Origin of the sequence: Paraflavitalea speifideaquila (assembly GCF_032395985.1) — a bacterium.
GTDB lineage: Bacteria > Bacteroidota > Bacteroidia > Chitinophagales > Chitinophagaceae > Paraflavitalea > Paraflavitalea speifideaquila.
In genome coordinates, this window is record NZ_CP135920.1 from 6,653,901 (window position 1) to 6,672,346 (window position 18,446).

Here is an 18,446-nt window from a genome sequence, read left to right on the forward strand (position 1 = left end):
CTTTTACAGATCAATAACCTGCAGGTAGATTTCGTAACCGAAATAGGCACTACTACCGCCGTGAATAATATTTCCCTGGAAGTACAGCGTGGTGAAATTGTTGCCATTGTAGGAGAATCGGGTTCCGGCAAATCGGTCACCTCCCTGTCGATCCTGCAATTGCTGCCTACCCCACCGGCCAGGTATACTCAGGGTAATATCCTTTTTTCGCCCGATGGGAAAACAGCTGTTAACCTCCTTACTCAAACGCCGCAGCAACTGCGCGCCATACGGGGTAACCAGGTGGCCATGATCTTCCAGGAACCGATGAGCTCGCTCAACCCGGTATTTACCTGTGGCGACCAGGTGATGGAGGCCATTCGCCTCCACCGTAAACTATCCAAAGAAAAAGCTACGCAAAAAACGATAGAGCTGTTTGAGAAAGTAAAACTTCCCAATCCGGCCCAGCTATTTCACCGCTATCCACACCAGTTGAGTGGCGGACAAAAACAACGGGTCATGATTGCCATGGCCATGAGTTGTGAACCCGATCTGCTGATCTGTGATGAACCCACAACGGCCCTCGATGTAACGGTACAGAAAACCATTTTACAACTCATCAAGTCGTTGCAGGAAACAGAACAGATGGGTGTAATTTTCATCACCCATGATCTAAGTGTTGTAGCAGAGATTGCCGATAAAGCGGTGGTTATGTACAAAGGGAATATTGTGGAACAAGGTTCCGTTGCCCAACTATTCAGCCATCCCCAACATCCCTATACCAAAGGATTACTAGCCTGCCGGCCGATATTGCATCCGAAAGGAGAGCGATTGCCGGTGGTGAGTGATTTCCTGGAGGGAGAATACAGCATACAGAGGAATACAATTCGGAACTCGGCAGTCGGCAATCGGCAGTCGGCAATCAGACTTCCGGCATCAGTCCTCAGACCTCAGACTTCAGGTCGCAGACTTCTGATCCCAGCCATCAGGCTTCCAACCTTTACTTCAGGTAGACCAGCTTAGTGTATGGTTTCCTTCCAAAAAACATTCCTGGGTAAGGCATTGGAATATACCAGGGCTGTAGATGATGTGAGTTTTGATGTATACAAGGGGGAAACGCTGGGACTGGTAGGCGAATCGGGCTGCGGTAAAACAACCCTGGGCAGAACGATACTCCGGTTGATAGAGCCTACTAAAGGCACCATACGCTATGATGGGATTGACCTGACAGCCAAAAAACGAGATGAGCTAAAAGCCCTCCGTAAGGATATACAGATCGTTTTTCAGGACCCCTACTCTTCGCTCAATCCACGGCTTACCATTGGAGAGGCGATTGCCGAACCCCTTAAAGTGCATCGATTATTGCCCACCAGCAAACAAAGAAAAGATAAGGTAGTAGAGTTGTTGGAAAAGGTGAACCTGAATGCGGCGCATTTTGACCGTTACCCCATGAATTTTCGGGTGGTCAACGGCAACGGATCGTTATTGCCAGAACCCTGGCCCTCAATCCTTCTTTTGTGGTGTGCGATGAATCTGTATCGGCCCTGGATGTAAGTGTACAGGCCCAGGTATTGAACCTGCTGAATGACCTTAAAAAGAGTTCGGGTTTACGATCATCTTTATTTCGCACGATTTATCGGTAGTACGTTATATCAGCGACCGGATAATGGTCATGAATAAAGGAAAGATCGAAGAAATGGGTAGTGCCGATGAGGTATACTTTCATCCCCGGTCGGCCTATACCCAACAGCTAATTGCCTCCATTCCGAAAGGTATTATTGCTTAACCGGATGCGGTACTCAGGCCCATCAATCGGGTGGCACCACCTACAACTTAGGTAATAGGCCTCAAAATCCCGGGAATTGGTCATTTTTGTTCACCTAAAGTGCGGCTTATCATGCAATTGGTCATAAAAGCCGTGATCCTATTCTTTATTTTTTCATATACATCTTTTTACTACCTTCGCCCGCTTGAAATTTATGCCTTACATGCTATCAAACCTGGTGCCGTAAGACCTCGTTTGTCCGGAGCAAATTCCCCGATGTACCCGCTCTTACTACCGCTTGGTATCATGTGGCTACCTACCGTAATAAAATTGTTATAATTCACATGAAACTGTCACAGTTCAGATTTGATTTACCGCTTAATCTCATTGCCCAACACCCTACGAAGAAACGTGAAGATGCCCGCCTGATGGTGGTACATCGTAAAACCGGCCAGATTGAAAACAAGCACTTCCGCGACATCATGGATTATTTTGATGACAAGGATGTTTTTGTTGTCAACAATACCAAAGTGTTTCCCGCTCGTATGTATGGCCGCAAGGAGAAAACAGGTGCTAAAATTGAAGTATTCCTTTTAAGAGAATTAAATAAGCCCAACCGCCTGTGGGATGTAATTGTTGATCCCGCCCGTAAGATCCGCGTTGGTAATAAACTCTATTTCGGCGAAAACGATGAGCTGGTAGCCGAAGTAATTGACAATACCACTTCCGTGGTCGTACCATCCGTTTTCTGTGGGATGGTACAGACGATGAATTTCGCCAGATGCTGGAATTCCTGGGTGAAACTCCCTGCCAAAATATATTAAACGTAAACCCGAAGCAGAAGATAAAGAGCGCTTCCAGACTGTTTATGCCAAACATGAAGGGGCTGTAGCGGCTCCCACTGCCGGCCTGCACTTCAGCATAGAGCTGATCAAAAGACTGGAAATTAAAGGTATCCGTTTTGCCGAAGTAACCCTGCATACGGGCCTTGGCACTTTCCGCCCTATTGAGGTGGAAGATCTGAGCAAACACAAAATGGACGCCGAGTATTACCGTATAGAAGATACTGCCTGCAAGATCGTGAACAAGGCCATTGAAGGCGGTCACCGTATCTGTTCTGTAGGTACTACCACCATGCGTGCACTGGAATCTTCCTATACCGCAGAAAAACTGTTGAAACCTTCTGAAGGCTGGACGAATATTTTCATCCATCCTCCTTATCAGTTCAACATTGCCGATGCGCTGGTTACCAACCTGCACCTCCCAAAGACCAGCCTGCTGATCATGACCTGCGCTTTTGCCGGTTATGACCTGGCTATGGAAGCTTATAAAAAGCGATCAAAGATAAGTACCGCTTCTTCAGCTATGGCGATGCCATGATCGTGATCTAATCTCGTTTTGTGTAGTGGATGGCCCTTTCCGGGTTCCTCCCGCTCAAACAACCTGATAATAGAAAGCCTCACGTAAGTGGGGCTTTTTCTTTGCCGGCCCACGCAGAAGTGCGAAAAATGGGCTCACAGATGACGCGGATTGACACAGATGACCCGCTCTGCGATGAATGGGGATTTACTCTTTTTCCCTTTCAACCCTTTCATCTCTTGGCTGCTTGTATTACTTTCGCAATCGTTATGAGCCATTCCCCTAAAATACGCATCCTGGAAACCATCCGTCAGGGACAGATCGGTGGTGGAGAGAGTCATTTATTAAGCCTGGTAGAAAACCTGGATAAAGACCGCTATGAACCAGTAGTGCTTTCTTTTACCGAAGGCCCCATGGTTGACAGGCTGAAAGCAATGGGCATACAAACGGAAGTGATCTATACGGAGAAACCCTTTGACATCAGCAAGTGGAAAAGGGTAAAGGCATTTATTGAGGCCAATAATATCCAGCTGGTACATGCCCATGGTACCCGTGCTAACTCCAACGTATTCTGGGCTACTAAAAACTACAGCTGCCGCTGGTATACACCATCCATGGCTGGTCATTCCATGACGACCAGAACCCGCTGATCAAGAAGGTGCGGGTGATGGGAGAACAATTGCTCACCAAAAAATCAGATATCAATATCTCTGTATCCGCCTCCAACCAGCTAAGTGGTCAAAAGACCTTCAAAGGGTTTGAGTCGGTAGTAGTGAACAATGGCATTGATCAAAACAAGTTCGATCCTGCCCGTTCCTTCAAGGATGTGCGGAGTGAATTGAATGTACCCAAGGATATAACCCTGGTATTGTTTGTAGCCCGTTTTATTCATCAGAAACAACCGCTGAAGCTTCTCGCTGCTTTTGCCCAGGCGGTGAAGCAATTGCCCTCCCTGCGCTTATTAATGGTGGGCGATGGCGATCAAAAACCGGAAGCGCTGGAGATGGTAAAACAGCTGGGTATTGCAGATCAGGTGATCTTTGCACCTTTCAGGCAGGATGTGCCGGATGTGCTGGCAGTGGCTGATATTTTTGTATTGCCTTCCTTATGGGAAGGATTGCCTATTGATTGCTGGAAGCCATGGCTATGGGCAAGGCTATTATCGGTACGAAGGTAGACGGCACTTCTGAAGTGATACGGCATAATGTAAATGGGCTGTTGTTGCCGGTAGAAACATTGGACAGTACGCTACCACAAACCATTATTCAATTAACCGATCCCGCTCTGCGTGAACGCCTGGGCCGCGAAGCCAGGGCCACCATCAGCTCCACGTACAGCGCCGCTACTATGACGAGGCAAATTGAGGGATTGTATGAGGGATTGTTGAGGAAGTATGAGAAGTAAGTGCTGTTTGTTCTCTATTTCAAAAATGACCTACCTCGAATTTTTTAATTTCTATTGGCCTGGATTTCCTAAAATAAAGAAGTAATAATTTCATACTTAACATTAATATACCACGTTAAAAAACGAAAAGGTGAAGAAAATTACTCCTTCACCTTTCAGTATATATGGTTAACATTTCGACCGTTATGCCCTACCTCTTGAACTTAAACACATAGGTCCTGTTACCATCGTAGAGGTAAGCTTTGAAACGGTTGGTACCAGTAAATACAATTTCATCAAAATATTCTGACCGTACGTCGTGGGTTACAAAGTCGGTCACATTGATCTGCAGGGTACGTACATTACGGCCATCACAGAATGAGTTGCCATTTTCATCAATATAACAATCAGGGATGTTACGGGTGCGGATATCCCATCTGCCTTCATAAAACCCACCATAGCCATCTTCATACTCCACCTGTCCGTTTCCGTAAAAGGTAAACCGCCCACCGGTAAAGTTGAGGTTGGTACTACCCCAGCCTACCTTGTTCACATCCGTCAGTTCCCACACACCCTCGATGCGGTCATCATAAGGTTTGAAAACATCTTTACTACAACCGGTGAAGATAATCAGCACTACAAGCAATGTTGAAAGAGAGTATAGCTTTTTCATAAACGCTGGTTTATTGTATGACTTGAAGGTATATCTATAAGTTACATGAGTCAATGGCCAGCACCCCTGTTTTAACTTAACATTCTGTGAAAGAAAAGTAAATGGATTGGCAGGTAAAAACGGGGGATTAATTCCTGATCCGTTTTGCATTATATTTGATCAACAACTCAAACCAAATGAAACGTACGCTGGCCTTATTATCCTTTTTCTGTTTTGCACAATCTGCCATGTCACAAATCACCATTCCATTATACGCAGACAGCATCATCAATTCCAAGCCTGTTCCAGATAAAGAAAGCTCGGTTGTGGGTGCCGATGGCAAGCTGCGCATCAGTTTTGTTACCAGGCCCACCCTCACCATTTACCAGGCGCCTAAAGAAAAAGCTACTGGTACAGCAGTGATCGTGTGCCCGGGCGGCGGCTATTCCATGCTGGCGGCCAGTCATGAGGGATCGGATGTAGCCCGCAAATTCAATGAGATAGGTGTTACAGCCATTGTGTTAAAATACCGCCTACCCAATGATACTACCATGCTCAATAAAGAGATCGGCCCTTTGCAGGACGCACAAAAAGCCCTCCTGGTAGTGCGGGAAAGAGCGGCCGAATGGGGTATTAAAAGGACCGGGTAGGTATTATGGGCTTTTCGGCAGGCGGACACCTGGTATCAACTACCGGCACCCATTTTCAATTCAACTATGTGACCGGGCAACCCTATAAAAAGGCCGCCTCCAATACACCCGTACGTCCCGATTTTATGATCCTGATCTACCCGGTGATCAGTTTTTCCGACAGCCTGGCGCACAAAGGCTCGCGCACCCGGTTACTGGGCGAAAACCCCGCTGCAGATAAAATCACTACCTACTCCAATGAGTTGCAAATAACCAAACACACTCCACCCACTTTCCTGGTGCATGCCAAGGACGATAAAACAGTGGTGGTTCAAAACAGCCAGCGTTTTTATGAGACCCTGCAAAAAAATAAAGTACCTGCAGAGATCTACCTCTATGAAAAAGGCGGTCACGGTTTTGGAATGAATAATAAGACCAGCGAGGTAAAATGGATGGACCTGCTGGAGCAGTGGATGAGAACCAATAAGTGGATCAAGTAGCTGTTGGGTTTATTTGAGTTTTTCCGGATCAAAATCAATGGGCAACATCTGTGCAATCTTTTCACTCCAGGCCCAATAGCCCAGTGAAAAAGCTCTTGCGGAGGAAAGTAAGTACCTGAAGCCTCTACCAGGATGGGAGTGCTATTTAAAAGTACGATATCAGAACGGGGATGCCAGGGCTTACTCATTTCACCAAACCTGCGGAGGTATTCCTCCTCTTCCAGCCCCTTTTATAAGAAATATGCAGGTAATCGGAAAAATGGAGGATGCGTGATGAATCTTTCCTGGTAAGAACACTATCGGCGGTCAGTAAGAGCGGATTGATCACATCTTTAAAATCGGGCTGACGGAGAATGCGGGAATAGTATTCAGTCGAATCGCCCACTACTGAAACAGAATCTCCCCGTCCCATGACGATCCGGCTGCCCGTACCAATATTCCTTCGCCACAAAGAAGCATACTCTTTCTTTACCCGCTGCTTTTCAATGTTGGGAACTTTCACCATACGTTGCACTTCAAAACCATCCATGTCCAACTTATTGGTATACAAGGAACGCATAAAATGCATCATTGAGCCTTCGTAAGCATGCTTACGGGCCACCACCCACCTGCGGGGTATACGGTTACGGTCGGCAGCCATATCTTCAAACAAGGTATAACCTACATACAAGAGCGTTCGCTCCGACATGTTATAGATAAAATCTTCCAGTTGGTATTTAATACGATACCCCAGCGCCCGGTTTTCTATGATCAGGGGTTCATCTGCAACTGCTATCAACGTATTCGTTTTCCTGGAATACCGGAACCTAAGTGATTTATAGTTTTTGATGGCGCATTGACGGGAAGCACTGGTAGTCCCAATAAAATTCTCCGTAAATACCCGCCCCCATTTAGCCCAACCATCTTTTCCCAGGGCTCTACCACCACCGATTCCAATTCAGTTACCTTGGGTTTTAATTTAACTGTGAGGTTCAGGGGTAATGAATCGCCGCTAAAGGGGAAAGCCAGGGTAGTAAACCCTACAGAAGATATGACGAGCTCGTAAGAACCTTTTTGGGAATATCGGTCAGGGAAAAATGGCCGGCAGCATTGCTCATCGTACCCGAGGAAGTATTGCTGATGAAAACACTGGCGCTGGCAATAGGCGTGCCGTTGGTGGCATTCACCACAATACCGGTAATACGGTTACTGCCCTGGGCCATGCCCGATAAGGTAACGATCAAGAGCAGTCCTGCAAAACAAGCAATGGTAAAGGTATTTCTCAATGAATTACAATAAGGTAAGGTAATTTACCAGCTATGCGTCCCATGGGGGCTGTTATACCCGGATAGACACAAAAAAGCCGGTATACATTTCATACCGGCTAAGATAATAAAACAAGTTATGGAGGAGGCAGTTTATCCGAAAAGATTATCCTTGTCTTTTTCAATCAGCAGGTAGCGTTTCCTGCCGGCAGTAAGAAAATAAATAATATATAGCAAGGCTGGTAAAAGCAATACCATGCGCAGGTATACACTCAATCGGGTCTGCTGACCGGATTGCCCACAAATACAAAATTCAGTACTAAACCGGCTATCAGCAAAATAAACAAAGGCCAATAGTACTTAAGACCGCTCTTCACTTTCAGGTATACGATCCACCTCTAATTGTAAAACAGGGCTGCTGCACCAATCAATGGTACAACGAATACTATGTTTTCCAGGCTCTACCACATACTCCTCAGTACCGTCATTCTTAATAATACCGGTTTTCTGTTCATCAATAAGTACTTTATAGGACCTTGCCCGGTTCAACCATTCTCCCTTACGTGTAAGGATGATCTTAGTCATTTTCTCCATATAATAAAAATTGAGCGTTGATACTGAATACCTCAATGATCAACGCTCAAGCCATAAATTCAATTATCCGGTAACAAAATTTTAACCCAATTATTCCAGTCCGAATAAGCCCTTGTTCAGCAATTGCAGGGTTTGGGTCTTATAAGTAGAAGGCAACAGGATTGACACATTGTGCTTACTGCCGCCATAACTCACCATCCTTACAGGAACAGGGGTTAAGGCTTCAAACAACTTGCTCAACACGTTTTGCGTTTGAGCAATTTCGTTACCTACTACAGAAATAATAGTGTGGTTATCTTCTACTTCAATGGTACCAAATGGTTCCAATTCTTTTACAATGGCTTTAAGATGCGCACCACTGTCGATGGTTACCGAAACCGCTACCTCAGAAGTAGTGATCATGTCAATGGGGGTACGGTATTTCTCAAACACTTCAAATATCTTACGCAGGAAACCGTAGGCCAGCAACATGCGGCTACTCTTGATGTTGATGGCAATGATACCATCCTTGGCGGCTACCGCTTTTACACCTACCGAACCCGCTTCCTGGGTAATGACCGTACCTGCCGCCTGGGGCTGCATGGTATTCAACAATTTCACGGGCACTTTTTGCTGTTGTGCAGGCCAAATACAGGTAGGATGCAATATTTTGGCGCCGAAGTAGGCCAGCTCTGCCGCTTCTTCAAAGCTCAACTGTTCAATGGGTAAGGTCTTTTTCACTACCCGGGGTCGTTGTTGTGCATACCATCAATATCGGTCCATATTTCACATACGGAAGCATTGACAGCAGCAGCTACCAGCGAAGCTGTATAATCGCTACCACCCGTTTCAGGTTGTCTACCTCACCCCGGGCATTGCGGCAAATATAACCTTGTGTAATGAAGAGCTTTTTCCCCTTCATTTGCTCCAGGATGGGCATCAGTTTAGTCCTGATAGCAGGTACTTGCGGCTCATCATGAATATCGATGCTCATGAACTCCAGTGCAGGCAGATAAGCGTGGTCAATGCCTTTTTCTTCGAGGTATACGCTGAATAGCTTAGTAGATAGTAGTTCGCCCTGTGCCAGGATATCCTTGCTCAACGCTTCACTGAATGATATTTTGAGAATGATGGTCAGAAATTCAAAGTGCTCGCTGATGATCCGCTTCGCCTTTTCCAAAGCAGCATCTGTCTTTAACAGATCACGGATAAAAGTCTGGTAATGTGCTTCCAGCTTTTCAATTTGTTCCTTGGCAGCATCACGCTGGCCGGCAGCCATGGCATCTCCAATAGATACGAGGGAATTGGTAGTACCACTAAGGGCGCTCAACACTACAATTTTGGGTTCTGCATCTTTGGTGATCAATTCTGCCACCTGATGCATACGCTCCGGCTTACCTACCGAGGTACCGCCGAATTTCATAATTTTCATGATTTACTCTCCTGTTCCGCTACTGGCGGAATGTTTTAGTGGGAAAATAATATTTGCAAGGCAGGCGCAAAGATAAGGGAAGATGCAATGTGGCCTCCCGATTTAGAATTTCGGATGCTTCCCGCGCAATATCTTGCAAGAAATTTAATCGACCGTACTTTTTAGTCTATCTGACTAGTGGATATATTAACAACGGACCTTTAAAAAGCCATTGAAACCCTAAATACTGTCTTAAAAATCAAAGCTGTACCCCAAACTTCTCACCCAGTAACAGCAGGTCTTCTGCTACCGAATTCAGCAAGGGGATGCCCGCTTTCAGGCGGTTGGCTTCCATTTCCCGTTCAGGATCACCGGGAATAAGTACCTGTTCTTCAGTAGCTACGGGTGTAGCACTGCGAAAACGGCGTATCCATTTGTCCATGTGGAATTTAAAGTCGGCCGCCGGGCGAAAAGCATCAACCCGCATGGCCCCAAAAAGTGGCCTATTCCCTTGCCCGGCATTTCGGTAGGCATGGGCACATAAGCCGGGAAAGGCGGCACCCAGGGACCATAATTGGCGCCACTCAATACTGCCGAGAATATGTCTACAACAGCACCCAGGGCATATCCTTTATGGCTGCCATGCTCCCGGTCGCCTCCCAAGGGCAGTAAAGCCCCGCCCGATTTCAATTCATGTGGATTGGTGGAAGGATGGCCGGCTTTGTCCTGCACCCAGCCTGTAGGCGTTTCCTGACCCTTGCGTTGCAATATTTCCAGTTTGCCATTGGCAGCTGTGGTAGTGGCCAGGTCGGCTACAAAAGCGGGTTCTTCCCCTGCCGGTATGGCCACACAGATGGGGTTGGTACCCAGGAGACGCTCTACTGAAAAGGTAGGCGCCACCAGCGGACTGGCATTGGTCATGGCAATACCGATCATATCCTGCTCCAGCGCCATCATCGCATGGTAACCGGCTATTCCAAAATGGTTGCTGTTTTGTACACTCACCCAGCCCGTACCTACCTGTTTGGCTTTATCGATGGCCACTTGCATAGCAAAAGGCGCTACTACCAGGCCCAGTCCGCCATCACCGTCTACGACGGCTGTAGAGGGTGTTTCATGGATGACCAGGATATTGGGTTGGGTATTGGCCCGTTTGGCCTCCCACAAGCGCACATACCCGCTCAGGCGTGCTACGCCATGAGAATCTACGCCACGCAGATCGGCCGATAACAATACCTTGGTGGCCAACTGTGCATCTGCTTCCGTACATCCTATATGCTGAAATACCGATCTCGTAAAAACAAATAACTGTTGGTAAGGATATATTCTTTCGCCCATGGGCGCAAGCTAAGCCGTTTTATCATTTTACGGGTTTTTCTTTCCGCAAAAGTTTCCTATTTTCAGGGGCTACACTTTTCGAATACTTGTAGTGTGTAGAACGGTACTGCTAAACTTCACAGACATCAACTCATGTTCAAGTGGTATTCTATTTTAAAAAGCTACCTTCTTTACCTGTTTATTACTGGTCCTATCCCTGTTACTTTTAGCCAATCTGCCTTACGATTCAGCCACTATACCACAGAAAATGGCCTCAGCCAGGGTACTATATACAATATGCTGCAGGACAGCAGGGGTTTTATGTGGTTTGGCAGTTGGGATGGATTAAACCGTTTTGACGGCTACCACTTCAGGGTGTATAAACCCGATCCAAACGATACTACCACGCTGGCCGGAGGTAATATCCAGGGAATTGTAGAAGACAAGCAGGGACATTTATGGATAGGAACGGATGAATCCCTTAACCGTTATGATCCTTCCATCAACCAGTTCAGGCGTTTTTTTGTATCCAGGCAGGGGAAATTACTCACCGGTTTTTACAATTGCTTTTACGTAGACGATCAAAACCTGTTATGGATCATTGTCAACAAAACATATCTGTTTACTTTTGATCCGGCATCTGGCCTTTTTACGGAAAAACCATTTGTACACGGCAATATGTTTTCCTTCGCCAGCACCAACAATGGGATCCATCCATTCAGGCCGGTTGAAAAAGTATATATCTGTGGGCAGGCAGGGCTCTGCCTGGCCAATATCAAAACCCAAACAGTACATAACCTGTTTTCGTCCTCCAATAAAAGGGGCATGAACATCAGTGAGGTTTACCCTCAAAACGATTCAACGATCTGGCTGGTAGCGGATACAGGGCTTATAGAGTACCATACTTTTCAATACCGGTTTAAGGTTTATAACAATCACAATTCCGTTAAAAGCCTGGTATCTATTTATCCCGATCACAAAGGTAATTTTTGGCTGGGTAGTGATGGGTTTGGGCTATATGTTTTCGATTCCAGAAAGAAACAATTTACCGGGCAATACCTCAAGAATCCTATTAACAAGGAATCCATTGCCGAAAACATTGTTACTACGGTATATGTGGACCGGGATGAGAATATCTGGATGAATGTAGACCCCACGGGTATTGACAAGATCAATACCAACCTGCAACAATTCAATATGCTGAAGTTTGATTTCCGGTCAGCCAGCTATGCCTACAGCAATTCAGCATATGGTATTACTAAATTAGACAGCCACAGCATATTGGTAAGTTTTAATCAGTCAGGGCTGATGCGGTATTGCCCTGCCACCGGAGAAAAGAAAATGACTTACCTGCCGGAATATGAAAAAGTGGTTTCTGCCAATACCTTGTTTACAGATGATGCGGGAGGAATATGGACGGGGTCTGATTATGGTATCTTTTTCTCGTCCGACAAAGCAACTACCTTTAAACACTTTCTAAAGAACCGTGACTTAGACTTCTATAATATGTATGTCTTTTGTCAGTCGGGGCCGGGGCAAGTCCTGCTGGGACATTCAGAGGGTGTATGGATCATCCGCTATAAAAATGGTCAACCTTATTTGCAGTTATCTAATTTTACCAGGCAAGGGGTAGCTGCTATTCATAAAATGCCCGGAAAGTTATTTGTGATGGCTACCACCGGTGGAGAGATCATTGTTTTTGACGTAGCGGGTATTGAAATAAAGGTGTTGAAGGCTATTCCTTTCTCAACCAGGGTAAACAGTATTTTTGCAATTAATGACACTGTTATATGGTTGGCTACTGTAAAAGGCTTAGCCAAACTGGATATTACCTCACAGGTTATCACCTGGTTTACAGAACAGCAGGGATTACCCTCCAATTATATATATGCAGCCATAAAGGGGCGGGATGATAATTTATGGCTCAGCAGTAACAATGGCATCAGCCGGTTCAACATCTATACACATCGAATTACCAATTATACAACAGCTTACGGAATACCCACCAAAGAATTTAATACCAATGCTTATTATACCAGTGAAAACGGATGGCTGTTTTTGGAAGCACGAATGGGCTTTGTTTTTTGATCCATTAAAAATAGAAGACCAGCCATTTCACCCACCGCTCCGGGTTATCAGTGCCACTGTGAATGATAAGGAGGTGAGTGCAGGCTTTTTTTTCGGGGCCGGATATTGAATTGTCCGCCAGTCAAAACAATGTATCGCTCACCTTCGCAGCACTTGATTATAACCGCACGGGTGAGATCAATTATTGGTATAAATTAAAGGAATCCGACAAATGGGTCAATATTGAGGTCAGCATCAATTAAATCTGGTACAACTAAAACCTGGCGATTATCAACTGCAGGTTAAAGCAATCCTGCTATCGGGTGTTGAAAGCCCTCATACTCTTTCTATTCAATTCACCATCCGGCCGCCCTGGTTTAAAACAGTATGGTTCTTTATGCTACTTACGGTCACCACGGGTGGGCTGATCTGGCTTTTTATCCGGCAATATGTTAAAGGCAAATTGCGCAAGCAGCAGCAGATTATTGAAAGCAACCTGGTTATAGAAAAGGAACGTATGCGTATTGCAGCTGAATTACATGATGACCTGGGTGGAGAATTATCCTCTATCAGGCTTGTTACGGAAATGATGCACCGTCAGGGTGGGGAAAGCAGTGTCCAGTTAGGTAAAATTTCCGAATCATCCCGTGGCCTGGTACAACGCATGAATGAAATAGTTTGGGCCCTCAATGTAAATAATGACAAACTGTCCAACCTGATAGCTTATCTGCGGCAATATGCTGTACAATTCCTCGATGAGTTGGGTATTGACTGCCGGGTAGTGTTACCAGAGGCAATTCCCGATATTGCTGTCAAAGGAAATATCAGGCGTCATGTGTTTTTGTTAGTAAAAGAAGCGCTGAATAATATTGTAAAACATGCAGGAGCGCAACAAGTAACCATCACTATTACTATTGAGGATGAATTGATGATCAGTATTCAGGATGATGGGAAGGGCCTGCCGACCTCCTTTACCTCTGGGCAGGGGAATGGATTGTTCAATATGGGTAAACGGATGGAAGAGATTGGCGGCCGTTTTGACCTGAAAAGCAGTGCAGGAACAACCTGTTGCTTTATGATCCCGATAACCTTGTTATCACACAAAAGTGTTAGTTGAAATATGTAATACTATCCCTATGTTTGATAGCTTATGATTAAGGTAGCTATTATAGAGGACCTGGATTCATACCGGGAAGCGATACAATTGCTCATTTCACAAACGCCTGGCATGGAGTGTGTAGGAGCTTACAGCAATGGCGAGAAGGCCCTTGAAGAGCTGCCTGCCTTTGGTGCACAGGTCGGCCTGGTGGACATTGGCCTGCCTGGCATGAGCGGTATTCAACTGGTGCAAAGGCTACACAAAGCCGCTCCCCAAATACTCTGCATGATGTGTACAGCCTATGATGAAGACGAAAAGGTGTTTCATGCCCTGGAAGCTGGAGCACATGGCTATTTATTAAAGACCACCACGCCCGATAAGATCATAGAAGCCATACAGGAACTCATGCAGGGAGGCGCCCCCATGAGCAGCCAGGTGGCGAGGAAAGTAGTTACTGCATTTCAAAAAACAATCCTGACCATCATGAATATTCCCTCACAGCAAGGGAACAGGAGGCCTTACAATTACTGGCAAAAGGGCTTTTGTATAAAGAAATAGCCAGCTTTATGGGCATCAGCCCCGAAACAGTGCGCCGGCATTGTTTCAATATTTATGAAAAACTGCATGTGAGCAACCGCACGGAGGCGATTAACAAGTATTACAAGCGGTAATTAACCCTTCCGACACCTTCCTCCTACAACTAAAGTGCTATTTCGCAGCCCCTTCCAGATATGTAGGTTGCAGCTATGAAAATGCATCCATTACTGTTTTCAGGTGTATTCATGTTATGCACGCTTTTATCTGGCGCCACTGCTTATGGGCAATCCTTCGAAATTTTTATCATGTTAAGGGATTACAATAATGTCCTGATAGCGGGCGAATCGAAAGACAGACATCACCTAAACGAAATTGAAGCCCTGAGTTTTGACCAAGACCCCGGTAATAATTCCTTGTTTGTTTTCACGATGGTTCCCAATAAGGTGTTTAAAGTATTAAGAGAAGCCCTGTTCAGTAAAAGGCCCTTCAAAAGTGCAGATATTGTAGTACGCAAAAATGGCGCGGTACAAAATGCTGAATTCTATATGGTACGCTTGATGGAGCCCCAAATTGTTGAACTGACGGATCACTTTAAAAATGCTGCTGACCCTGTCATTAAAGTAGTCCTGAAATCGACCCTTGCGGCATGGCAATATACTCCGCTTACCCCCGAAGGTACGCTGGGTACACCCTATAGCTTTGGATGGGATATGGCCTTAAACAGACTCTGGAGTGGTGCCTTTGGCCCCGCTTCTGCTACCAACACACCCACCTCCGAAAACACTACTCTCCCACCTAACAATACTACAGTTGATCCTGGTACTACCCTTCCTCCCAAAGTGACTAGCCCTAAGCAGGAGCCAATCTATACAGATAATTTTCAAAAGACAAAAAATGGTGAATTTCCAGCAGGTTGGCTTACCAATGGTTCCGGACAAGTGGCGACTGTTAAGGGACAAAGCGGGCAATGGCTTGAAATGGTCCAGGGTTACGTGTACACACCTGAGCTGAAAAATGAGTTACCGAATTCTTTTACACTCGATTTTGATATTGTTTTCAGGGAAAGCAAAACCCAGCGCACTAATTTTTATCTCAGGTTTCTATCGCTAAAGAACAAAGAACAATTTACCCCGGAGGGTCCTTATACCGACCTGAGCTTTATTGGATACAATAGCCTTGCCATCAGAAATTCAGCTGGTAATATTCAGTCCACCAGAAGCATGGTGCAGGATTCTCTTTCCGGAAAAGTAACTGTGAGTATTACTAAAACCCAACGGAAGTTTATACTGGTACTGAATGGCAAAAAGATGTTCGATATCCCTGCCTTTTTCGGGGAAGCTAATTACAACACAGTGCAGTGGATAGCAGAGCTTGCTGAAGACAGTCGTGCTTATATAGCCAATATCCGGATCAGAAAAATCGACTAGCCACTAAATACATTTTTATGATAAAAATACAAGTCATGCTGGCGGTCCTGTTGCTGGCTATGGTTTCCACAAGCGATGCACAGCTACTGAAAAAGTTTAAGGAAAAGTTGCGGCCGCCGCCGGTAAAGTGCTGGATAAAAACAGGACAAAAAGGATACTGCCCGGGCCAGTACGGAAATATCAGAATTGGGTGAAGAACCCGCACCTGCTATGAGCAATGAGCGTACCAGGCCTAAAAACCAGGGAGGTGAAGGTTTGAAAAATACTTCACTCCCCAATGTCCCTCAATTGTTCCGGGAAATGGACAGTGCTTATAAAGTGGGCAGCTTCAGCGATACACGGTATGCCCTGCAACAGGCATTGAGGTGCCTGGAAATGGAGATGGGAAAACAGTTGCTCAGGAGCTTACCAGCTACAGTGGCTGGCCTGATGGTAGATTCATCACAGGACATTGTTTCCTGCAGTTCCTGGGGATGGTCTAATGTGGTGATCAAAAGGCAATATTATAAGAACGACCAGCAACTGGATATCGTCATGGGGAGTACCAATGAAAAACACGCGCTGTACAAATCATATTTTGATGGCAATATGCAATCGAACAATGAAGATTTGAACTGGAAAGAAATTAAGGTAAAAGGTCGCAAGGGCATTATAGAATACGAAAAATCGGAAGGTTATACCGTCAGCGTAGCCGTAGGACAAACCTCACTAATCACCTGGAAGGGGATTAATTTTGCCAATGAGCAAGCCATTATGCAGGCTGTTAACACGTTTGATGTGAATGCAATCGTAAAATTAATGGGAGAAAACTAAACGATAACGCTTTTAAAATCGCAGTATGAAAACAGGTAGCTTATTGATCTTCTTGATTACAGCAAGCATTTTTGTGCAGGCGCAAAATTTTTCTACGCACCTTGATACAGCACGCAATCTTTATAAAACAGGGAAACTGGAGGAATCGCATTATTCCATGTTGCAAATGATGCAGCAACTTGAGCGTGAGATTGCCGAACAAATATTGAAAATGCTGCCAACGAAACTCGATTCCCTCAATGTGGTAACAGAGGCTGATGAAATAACCGGCAATACAGGCTTTGCAGGATCAAGCACCAGCAGAACCTGGGGAGCGGGTTTTCCCAATGCCTCCCTGGAGATCAAGGGCAACTCACCCAATATTGCACTCATCAATCAATACTTTAACAATAATGCCTATGGTACGGGTAAAGACAAACTGATCAAAGTTCATGGGCTGAAGGGTAAATTGACAAAGGACCAGATCGGAGAAAATAAGATGACCGAAATCCAGATAGACATACCCGTAGGCGAAACCCTGATACGGTTTACCACAGTCAATATTTCTGAAGAAAATACCGTAAAACTGATAAACGCATTACCCATTCCTACGATTGTAAAACTGGTCAGGTAACAAATTGCAGATTGGCTCCTTAAACCGATCTTCCCAATCTTGCATTCACCTTCTCCAGCACCTCTTCGGGCTTAATCAGTTCCATGCATTTAAAATGCTTCTTAGGGCATTTGTTATAACCTATCTTGGAACAAGGCCTGCAAGAAAGATCCTTTACTTCCATGATATCATACAATCCTTGCCGGGCAGGCATATAGGGATACATGCCAAATTCCGGTACCGTATTGCCCCATAAGGATATAATGGGTTTATTGAATGCCGAAGCGATGTGCATTAAACCCGTATCGTTGGTAATGATCAGTTTGGACCGCCGTACCAGGTCGGCCGATTCATTGAGGTTGAATTTGCCGCAGGCATTGTAGATCTTCACATTGTCGGCAGCAGCAATGGCGTCACCCTGGGCTGCATCTTCTTTACCACCCAGTAATATAATGGGATGCTGAATAGAAGCGCACAGGGCCTGCAGTTTATGCAGCGGATATTTTTTGGTATTCAGCGCTGCACCAATCACTATGCCGATATAACCAGCATGATGAGCTGTGGGAATATCACTTTCCTTTACCTTGTCGGTCTCCGGAATAAAATAATCCAGCCCGCCCCCATCATTGCGTATGCCAAAAGACTGGAGGGTACCCAGGTAGCGGTCAACAATATGTATGTCGGGCATCTTGTTGATCTTGAAATTGGTCAGCAGCCACTTGGGAATGTTGAGCTTATTGAAGGAGAAGGCTTGTTTGCCCAGGGCACGTTTTACTTTCAGTGTTCGCAGGTTGTGATGCAGGTCGATCACGTAATCAAAATCTTCGGCCTGCAGGGAGGCGATCATGGCGTTAAAATCGTCCTGCAGGTAATGCACCTTATCAATGTAGGGATTGGTCTCTACGATGGTGCGGAAGGCTGGTTTGGTGAGGTAATGTACTTCAGCCGTTACTACCTGTTTTTTCAGGCAACGTACAACCGGTGTAGTCAATACAATATCACCGATGGAAGAGAAACGGATGATGAGGAATTTCATGGATGCGAAAATAAGACCGAAAGTCGGAAAAGTCGAAAAAGTCGGGAAGACCAGGAAGCCTGG

26 protein-coding genes and 1 pseudogene are annotated in these 18,446 nt (G+C 45.5%); 18 read left to right on the forward strand and 9 right to left on the reverse strand.

Translation table 11 applies throughout. The features are described from left to right. Window positions 1-60: 60 nt before the first annotated feature. The 8 genes from RS881_RS45740 (at window position 61) to RS881_RS45775 (ending at window position 4,507) form a co-directional block, all read left to right on the forward strand. Window positions 61-1,002 (forward strand): ABC transporter ATP-binding protein, encoded by a 942-nt coding sequence (locus tag RS881_RS45740; RefSeq protein ID WP_315816898.1) that lies wholly within the window; start codon window positions 61-63, stop codon window positions 1,000-1,002. A gap of 3 nt (window positions 1,003-1,005) precedes the next feature. After that, complete coding sequence (locus RS881_RS45745) at window positions 1,006-1,533, forward strand: ATP-binding cassette domain-containing protein (protein ID WP_315816899.1); 528 nt, start codon at window positions 1,006-1,008, stop codon at window positions 1,531-1,533. Next, on the forward strand, window positions 1,464-1,622 hold the full coding sequence (locus RS881_RS45750) for a hypothetical protein (RefSeq protein WP_315824819.1): 159 nt from the start codon (window positions 1,464-1,466) through the stop codon (window positions 1,620-1,622). The genes RS881_RS45745 and RS881_RS45750 overlap by 70 nt, the downstream gene beginning before the upstream one ends. Before the next feature lie 466 nt (window positions 1,623-2,088). Continuing rightward, a complete protein-coding gene (locus RS881_RS45755) occupies window positions 2,089-2,568 on the forward strand; it encodes an S-adenosylmethionine:tRNA ribosyltransferase-isomerase (RefSeq protein WP_315816900.1) in 480 nt (159 codons plus the stop codon). Beyond that, entirely contained in the window at window positions 2,564-3,124 is a 561-nt protein-coding gene (locus RS881_RS45760; protein WP_315824820.1) for an S-adenosylmethionine:tRNA ribosyltransferase-isomerase, read from the forward strand. The genes RS881_RS45755 and RS881_RS45760 overlap by 5 nt, the downstream gene beginning before the upstream one ends. Before the next feature lie 140 nt (window positions 3,125-3,264). Continuing rightward, complete coding sequence (locus tag RS881_RS45765) at window positions 3,265-3,753, forward strand: glycosyltransferase (protein ID WP_315816901.1); 489 nt, start codon at window positions 3,265-3,267, stop codon at window positions 3,751-3,753. A gap of 17 nt (window positions 3,754-3,770) precedes the next feature. Then, window positions 3,771-4,280, forward strand: a complete 510-nt coding sequence (locus tag RS881_RS45770; RefSeq protein ID WP_315824821.1) for a glycosyltransferase — start codon at window positions 3,771-3,773, stop codon at window positions 4,278-4,280. Beyond that, window positions 4,250-4,507 (forward strand): glycosyltransferase, encoded by a 258-nt coding sequence (locus RS881_RS45775; protein WP_315816902.1) that lies wholly within the window; start codon window positions 4,250-4,252, stop codon window positions 4,505-4,507. Before RS881_RS45770 ends, RS881_RS45775 begins: the two co-directional genes overlap by 31 nt. Before the next feature lie 190 nt (window positions 4,508-4,697). Here the strand turns inward: RS881_RS45775 and RS881_RS45780 are convergent, their stop codons facing one another. Then, window positions 4,698-5,159, reverse strand: a complete 462-nt coding sequence (locus tag RS881_RS45780) for a hypothetical protein (RefSeq protein ID WP_315816903.1) — start codon at window positions 5,157-5,159, stop codon at window positions 4,698-4,700. A gap of 176 nt (window positions 5,160-5,335) precedes the next feature. On the opposite strand from RS881_RS45780, the gene RS881_RS45785 reads away from it, so the two are divergent. Together RS881_RS45785 and RS881_RS45790 are read left to right on the forward strand one after the other, a co-directional pair. After that, window positions 5,336-5,788: an alpha/beta hydrolase gene (locus RS881_RS45785; RefSeq protein ID WP_315816904.1), complete on the forward strand. Its 453-nt coding sequence runs from the start codon at window positions 5,336-5,338 to the stop codon at window positions 5,786-5,788. A 5-nt stretch (window positions 5,789-5,793) separates the two neighbouring features. After that, window positions 5,794-6,267, forward strand: coding sequence for an alpha/beta hydrolase (locus RS881_RS45790; RefSeq protein ID WP_315816905.1), 474 nt, complete (start codon window positions 5,794-5,796; stop codon window positions 6,265-6,267). 184 nt (window positions 6,268-6,451) lie between these two features. Here RS881_RS45790 and RS881_RS45795 read toward each other — a convergent pair whose 3' ends face one another. The 7 genes and pseudogenes from RS881_RS45795 to RS881_RS45825 form a co-directional block, all read right to left on the reverse strand. Beyond that, a complete protein-coding gene (locus RS881_RS45795) occupies window positions 6,452-7,045 on the reverse strand; it encodes a hypothetical protein (RefSeq protein WP_315816906.1) in 594 nt (197 codons plus the stop codon). A gap of 241 nt (window positions 7,046-7,286) precedes the next feature. Continuing rightward, window positions 7,287-7,532, reverse strand: a complete 246-nt coding sequence (locus RS881_RS45800; RefSeq protein ID WP_315816907.1) for a carboxypeptidase-like regulatory domain-containing protein — start codon at window positions 7,530-7,532, stop codon at window positions 7,287-7,289. 339 nt (window positions 7,533-7,871) lie between these two features. Further along, a complete protein-coding gene (locus RS881_RS45805) occupies window positions 7,872-8,105 on the reverse strand; it encodes a hypothetical protein (RefSeq protein WP_315816908.1) in 234 nt (77 codons plus the stop codon). Between the two features lie 90 nt (window positions 8,106-8,195). Further along, entirely contained in the window at window positions 8,196-8,825 is a 630-nt protein-coding gene (locus tag RS881_RS45810) for an ACT domain-containing protein (RefSeq protein ID WP_315816909.1), read from the reverse strand. Continuing rightward, window positions 8,825-8,905 carry a hypothetical protein gene (locus tag RS881_RS60845; protein WP_350340326.1) on the reverse strand — a complete coding sequence of 27 codons (81 nt, stop codon included), beginning with the start codon at window positions 8,903-8,905 and terminating at the stop codon, window positions 8,825-8,827. The genes RS881_RS45810 and RS881_RS60845 overlap by 1 nt, the downstream gene beginning before the upstream one ends. Further along, window positions 8,899-9,507: an amino acid kinase family protein gene (locus RS881_RS45815; RefSeq protein WP_315816910.1), complete on the reverse strand. Its 609-nt coding sequence runs from the start codon at window positions 9,505-9,507 to the stop codon at window positions 8,899-8,901. The genes RS881_RS60845 and RS881_RS45815 overlap by 7 nt, the downstream gene beginning before the upstream one ends. Window positions 9,508-9,754: 247 nt before the next feature. Further along, window positions 9,755-10,833: pseudogene (locus RS881_RS45825) on the reverse strand (Ldh family oxidoreductase). Between the two features lie 132 nt (window positions 10,834-10,965). Between RS881_RS45825 and RS881_RS45830 the strand changes: the two are divergent. From RS881_RS45830 to RS881_RS45865, 8 genes are all read left to right on the forward strand, one after another. After that, the gene (locus RS881_RS45830) at window positions 10,966-12,900 is read left to right on the forward strand and encodes a ligand-binding sensor domain-containing protein (RefSeq protein WP_315816913.1); all 1,935 of its coding nucleotides are present in this window, start codon (window positions 10,966-10,968) and stop codon (window positions 12,898-12,900) included. A 77-nt stretch (window positions 12,901-12,977) separates the two neighbouring features. After that, window positions 12,978-13,142, forward strand: coding sequence for a hypothetical protein (locus RS881_RS45835; protein ID WP_315816914.1), 165 nt, complete (start codon window positions 12,978-12,980; stop codon window positions 13,140-13,142). Window positions 13,143-13,276: 134 nt separating this feature from the next. After that, entirely contained in the window at window positions 13,277-13,996 is a 720-nt protein-coding gene (locus RS881_RS45840; protein ID WP_315816915.1) for a sensor histidine kinase, read from the forward strand. 33 nt (window positions 13,997-14,029) lie between these two features. Continuing rightward, window positions 14,030-14,536 carry a response regulator gene (locus tag RS881_RS45845; RefSeq protein ID WP_315816916.1) on the forward strand — a complete coding sequence of 169 codons (507 nt, stop codon included), beginning with the start codon at window positions 14,030-14,032 and terminating at the stop codon, window positions 14,534-14,536. Next, window positions 14,521-14,649, forward strand: coding sequence for a response regulator transcription factor (locus RS881_RS45850; protein WP_315816917.1), 129 nt, complete (start codon window positions 14,521-14,523; stop codon window positions 14,647-14,649). The genes RS881_RS45845 and RS881_RS45850 overlap by 16 nt, the downstream gene beginning before the upstream one ends. A gap of 171 nt (window positions 14,650-14,820) precedes the next feature. Further along, window positions 14,821-15,942: an Hcp family type VI secretion system effector gene (locus RS881_RS45855; protein ID WP_315816918.1), complete on the forward strand. Its 1,122-nt coding sequence runs from the start codon at window positions 14,821-14,823 to the stop codon at window positions 15,940-15,942. A 186-nt stretch (window positions 15,943-16,128) separates the two neighbouring features. Further along, window positions 16,129-16,755, forward strand: coding sequence for a hypothetical protein (locus RS881_RS45860; RefSeq protein WP_315816919.1), 627 nt, complete (start codon window positions 16,129-16,131; stop codon window positions 16,753-16,755). A 25-nt stretch (window positions 16,756-16,780) separates the two neighbouring features. After that, the gene (locus RS881_RS45865) at window positions 16,781-17,368 is read left to right on the forward strand and encodes a hypothetical protein (protein ID WP_315816920.1); all 588 of its coding nucleotides are present in this window, start codon (window positions 16,781-16,783) and stop codon (window positions 17,366-17,368) included. Window positions 17,369-17,387: 19 nt separating this feature from the next. On the opposite strand, the gene RS881_RS45870 is transcribed toward RS881_RS45865, so the two are convergent. After that, window positions 17,388-18,383 carry a glycosyltransferase family 9 protein gene (locus RS881_RS45870; protein ID WP_315816921.1) on the reverse strand — a complete coding sequence of 332 codons (996 nt, stop codon included), beginning with the start codon at window positions 18,381-18,383 and terminating at the stop codon, window positions 17,388-17,390. Window positions 18,384-18,446: the final 63 nt, after the last annotated feature.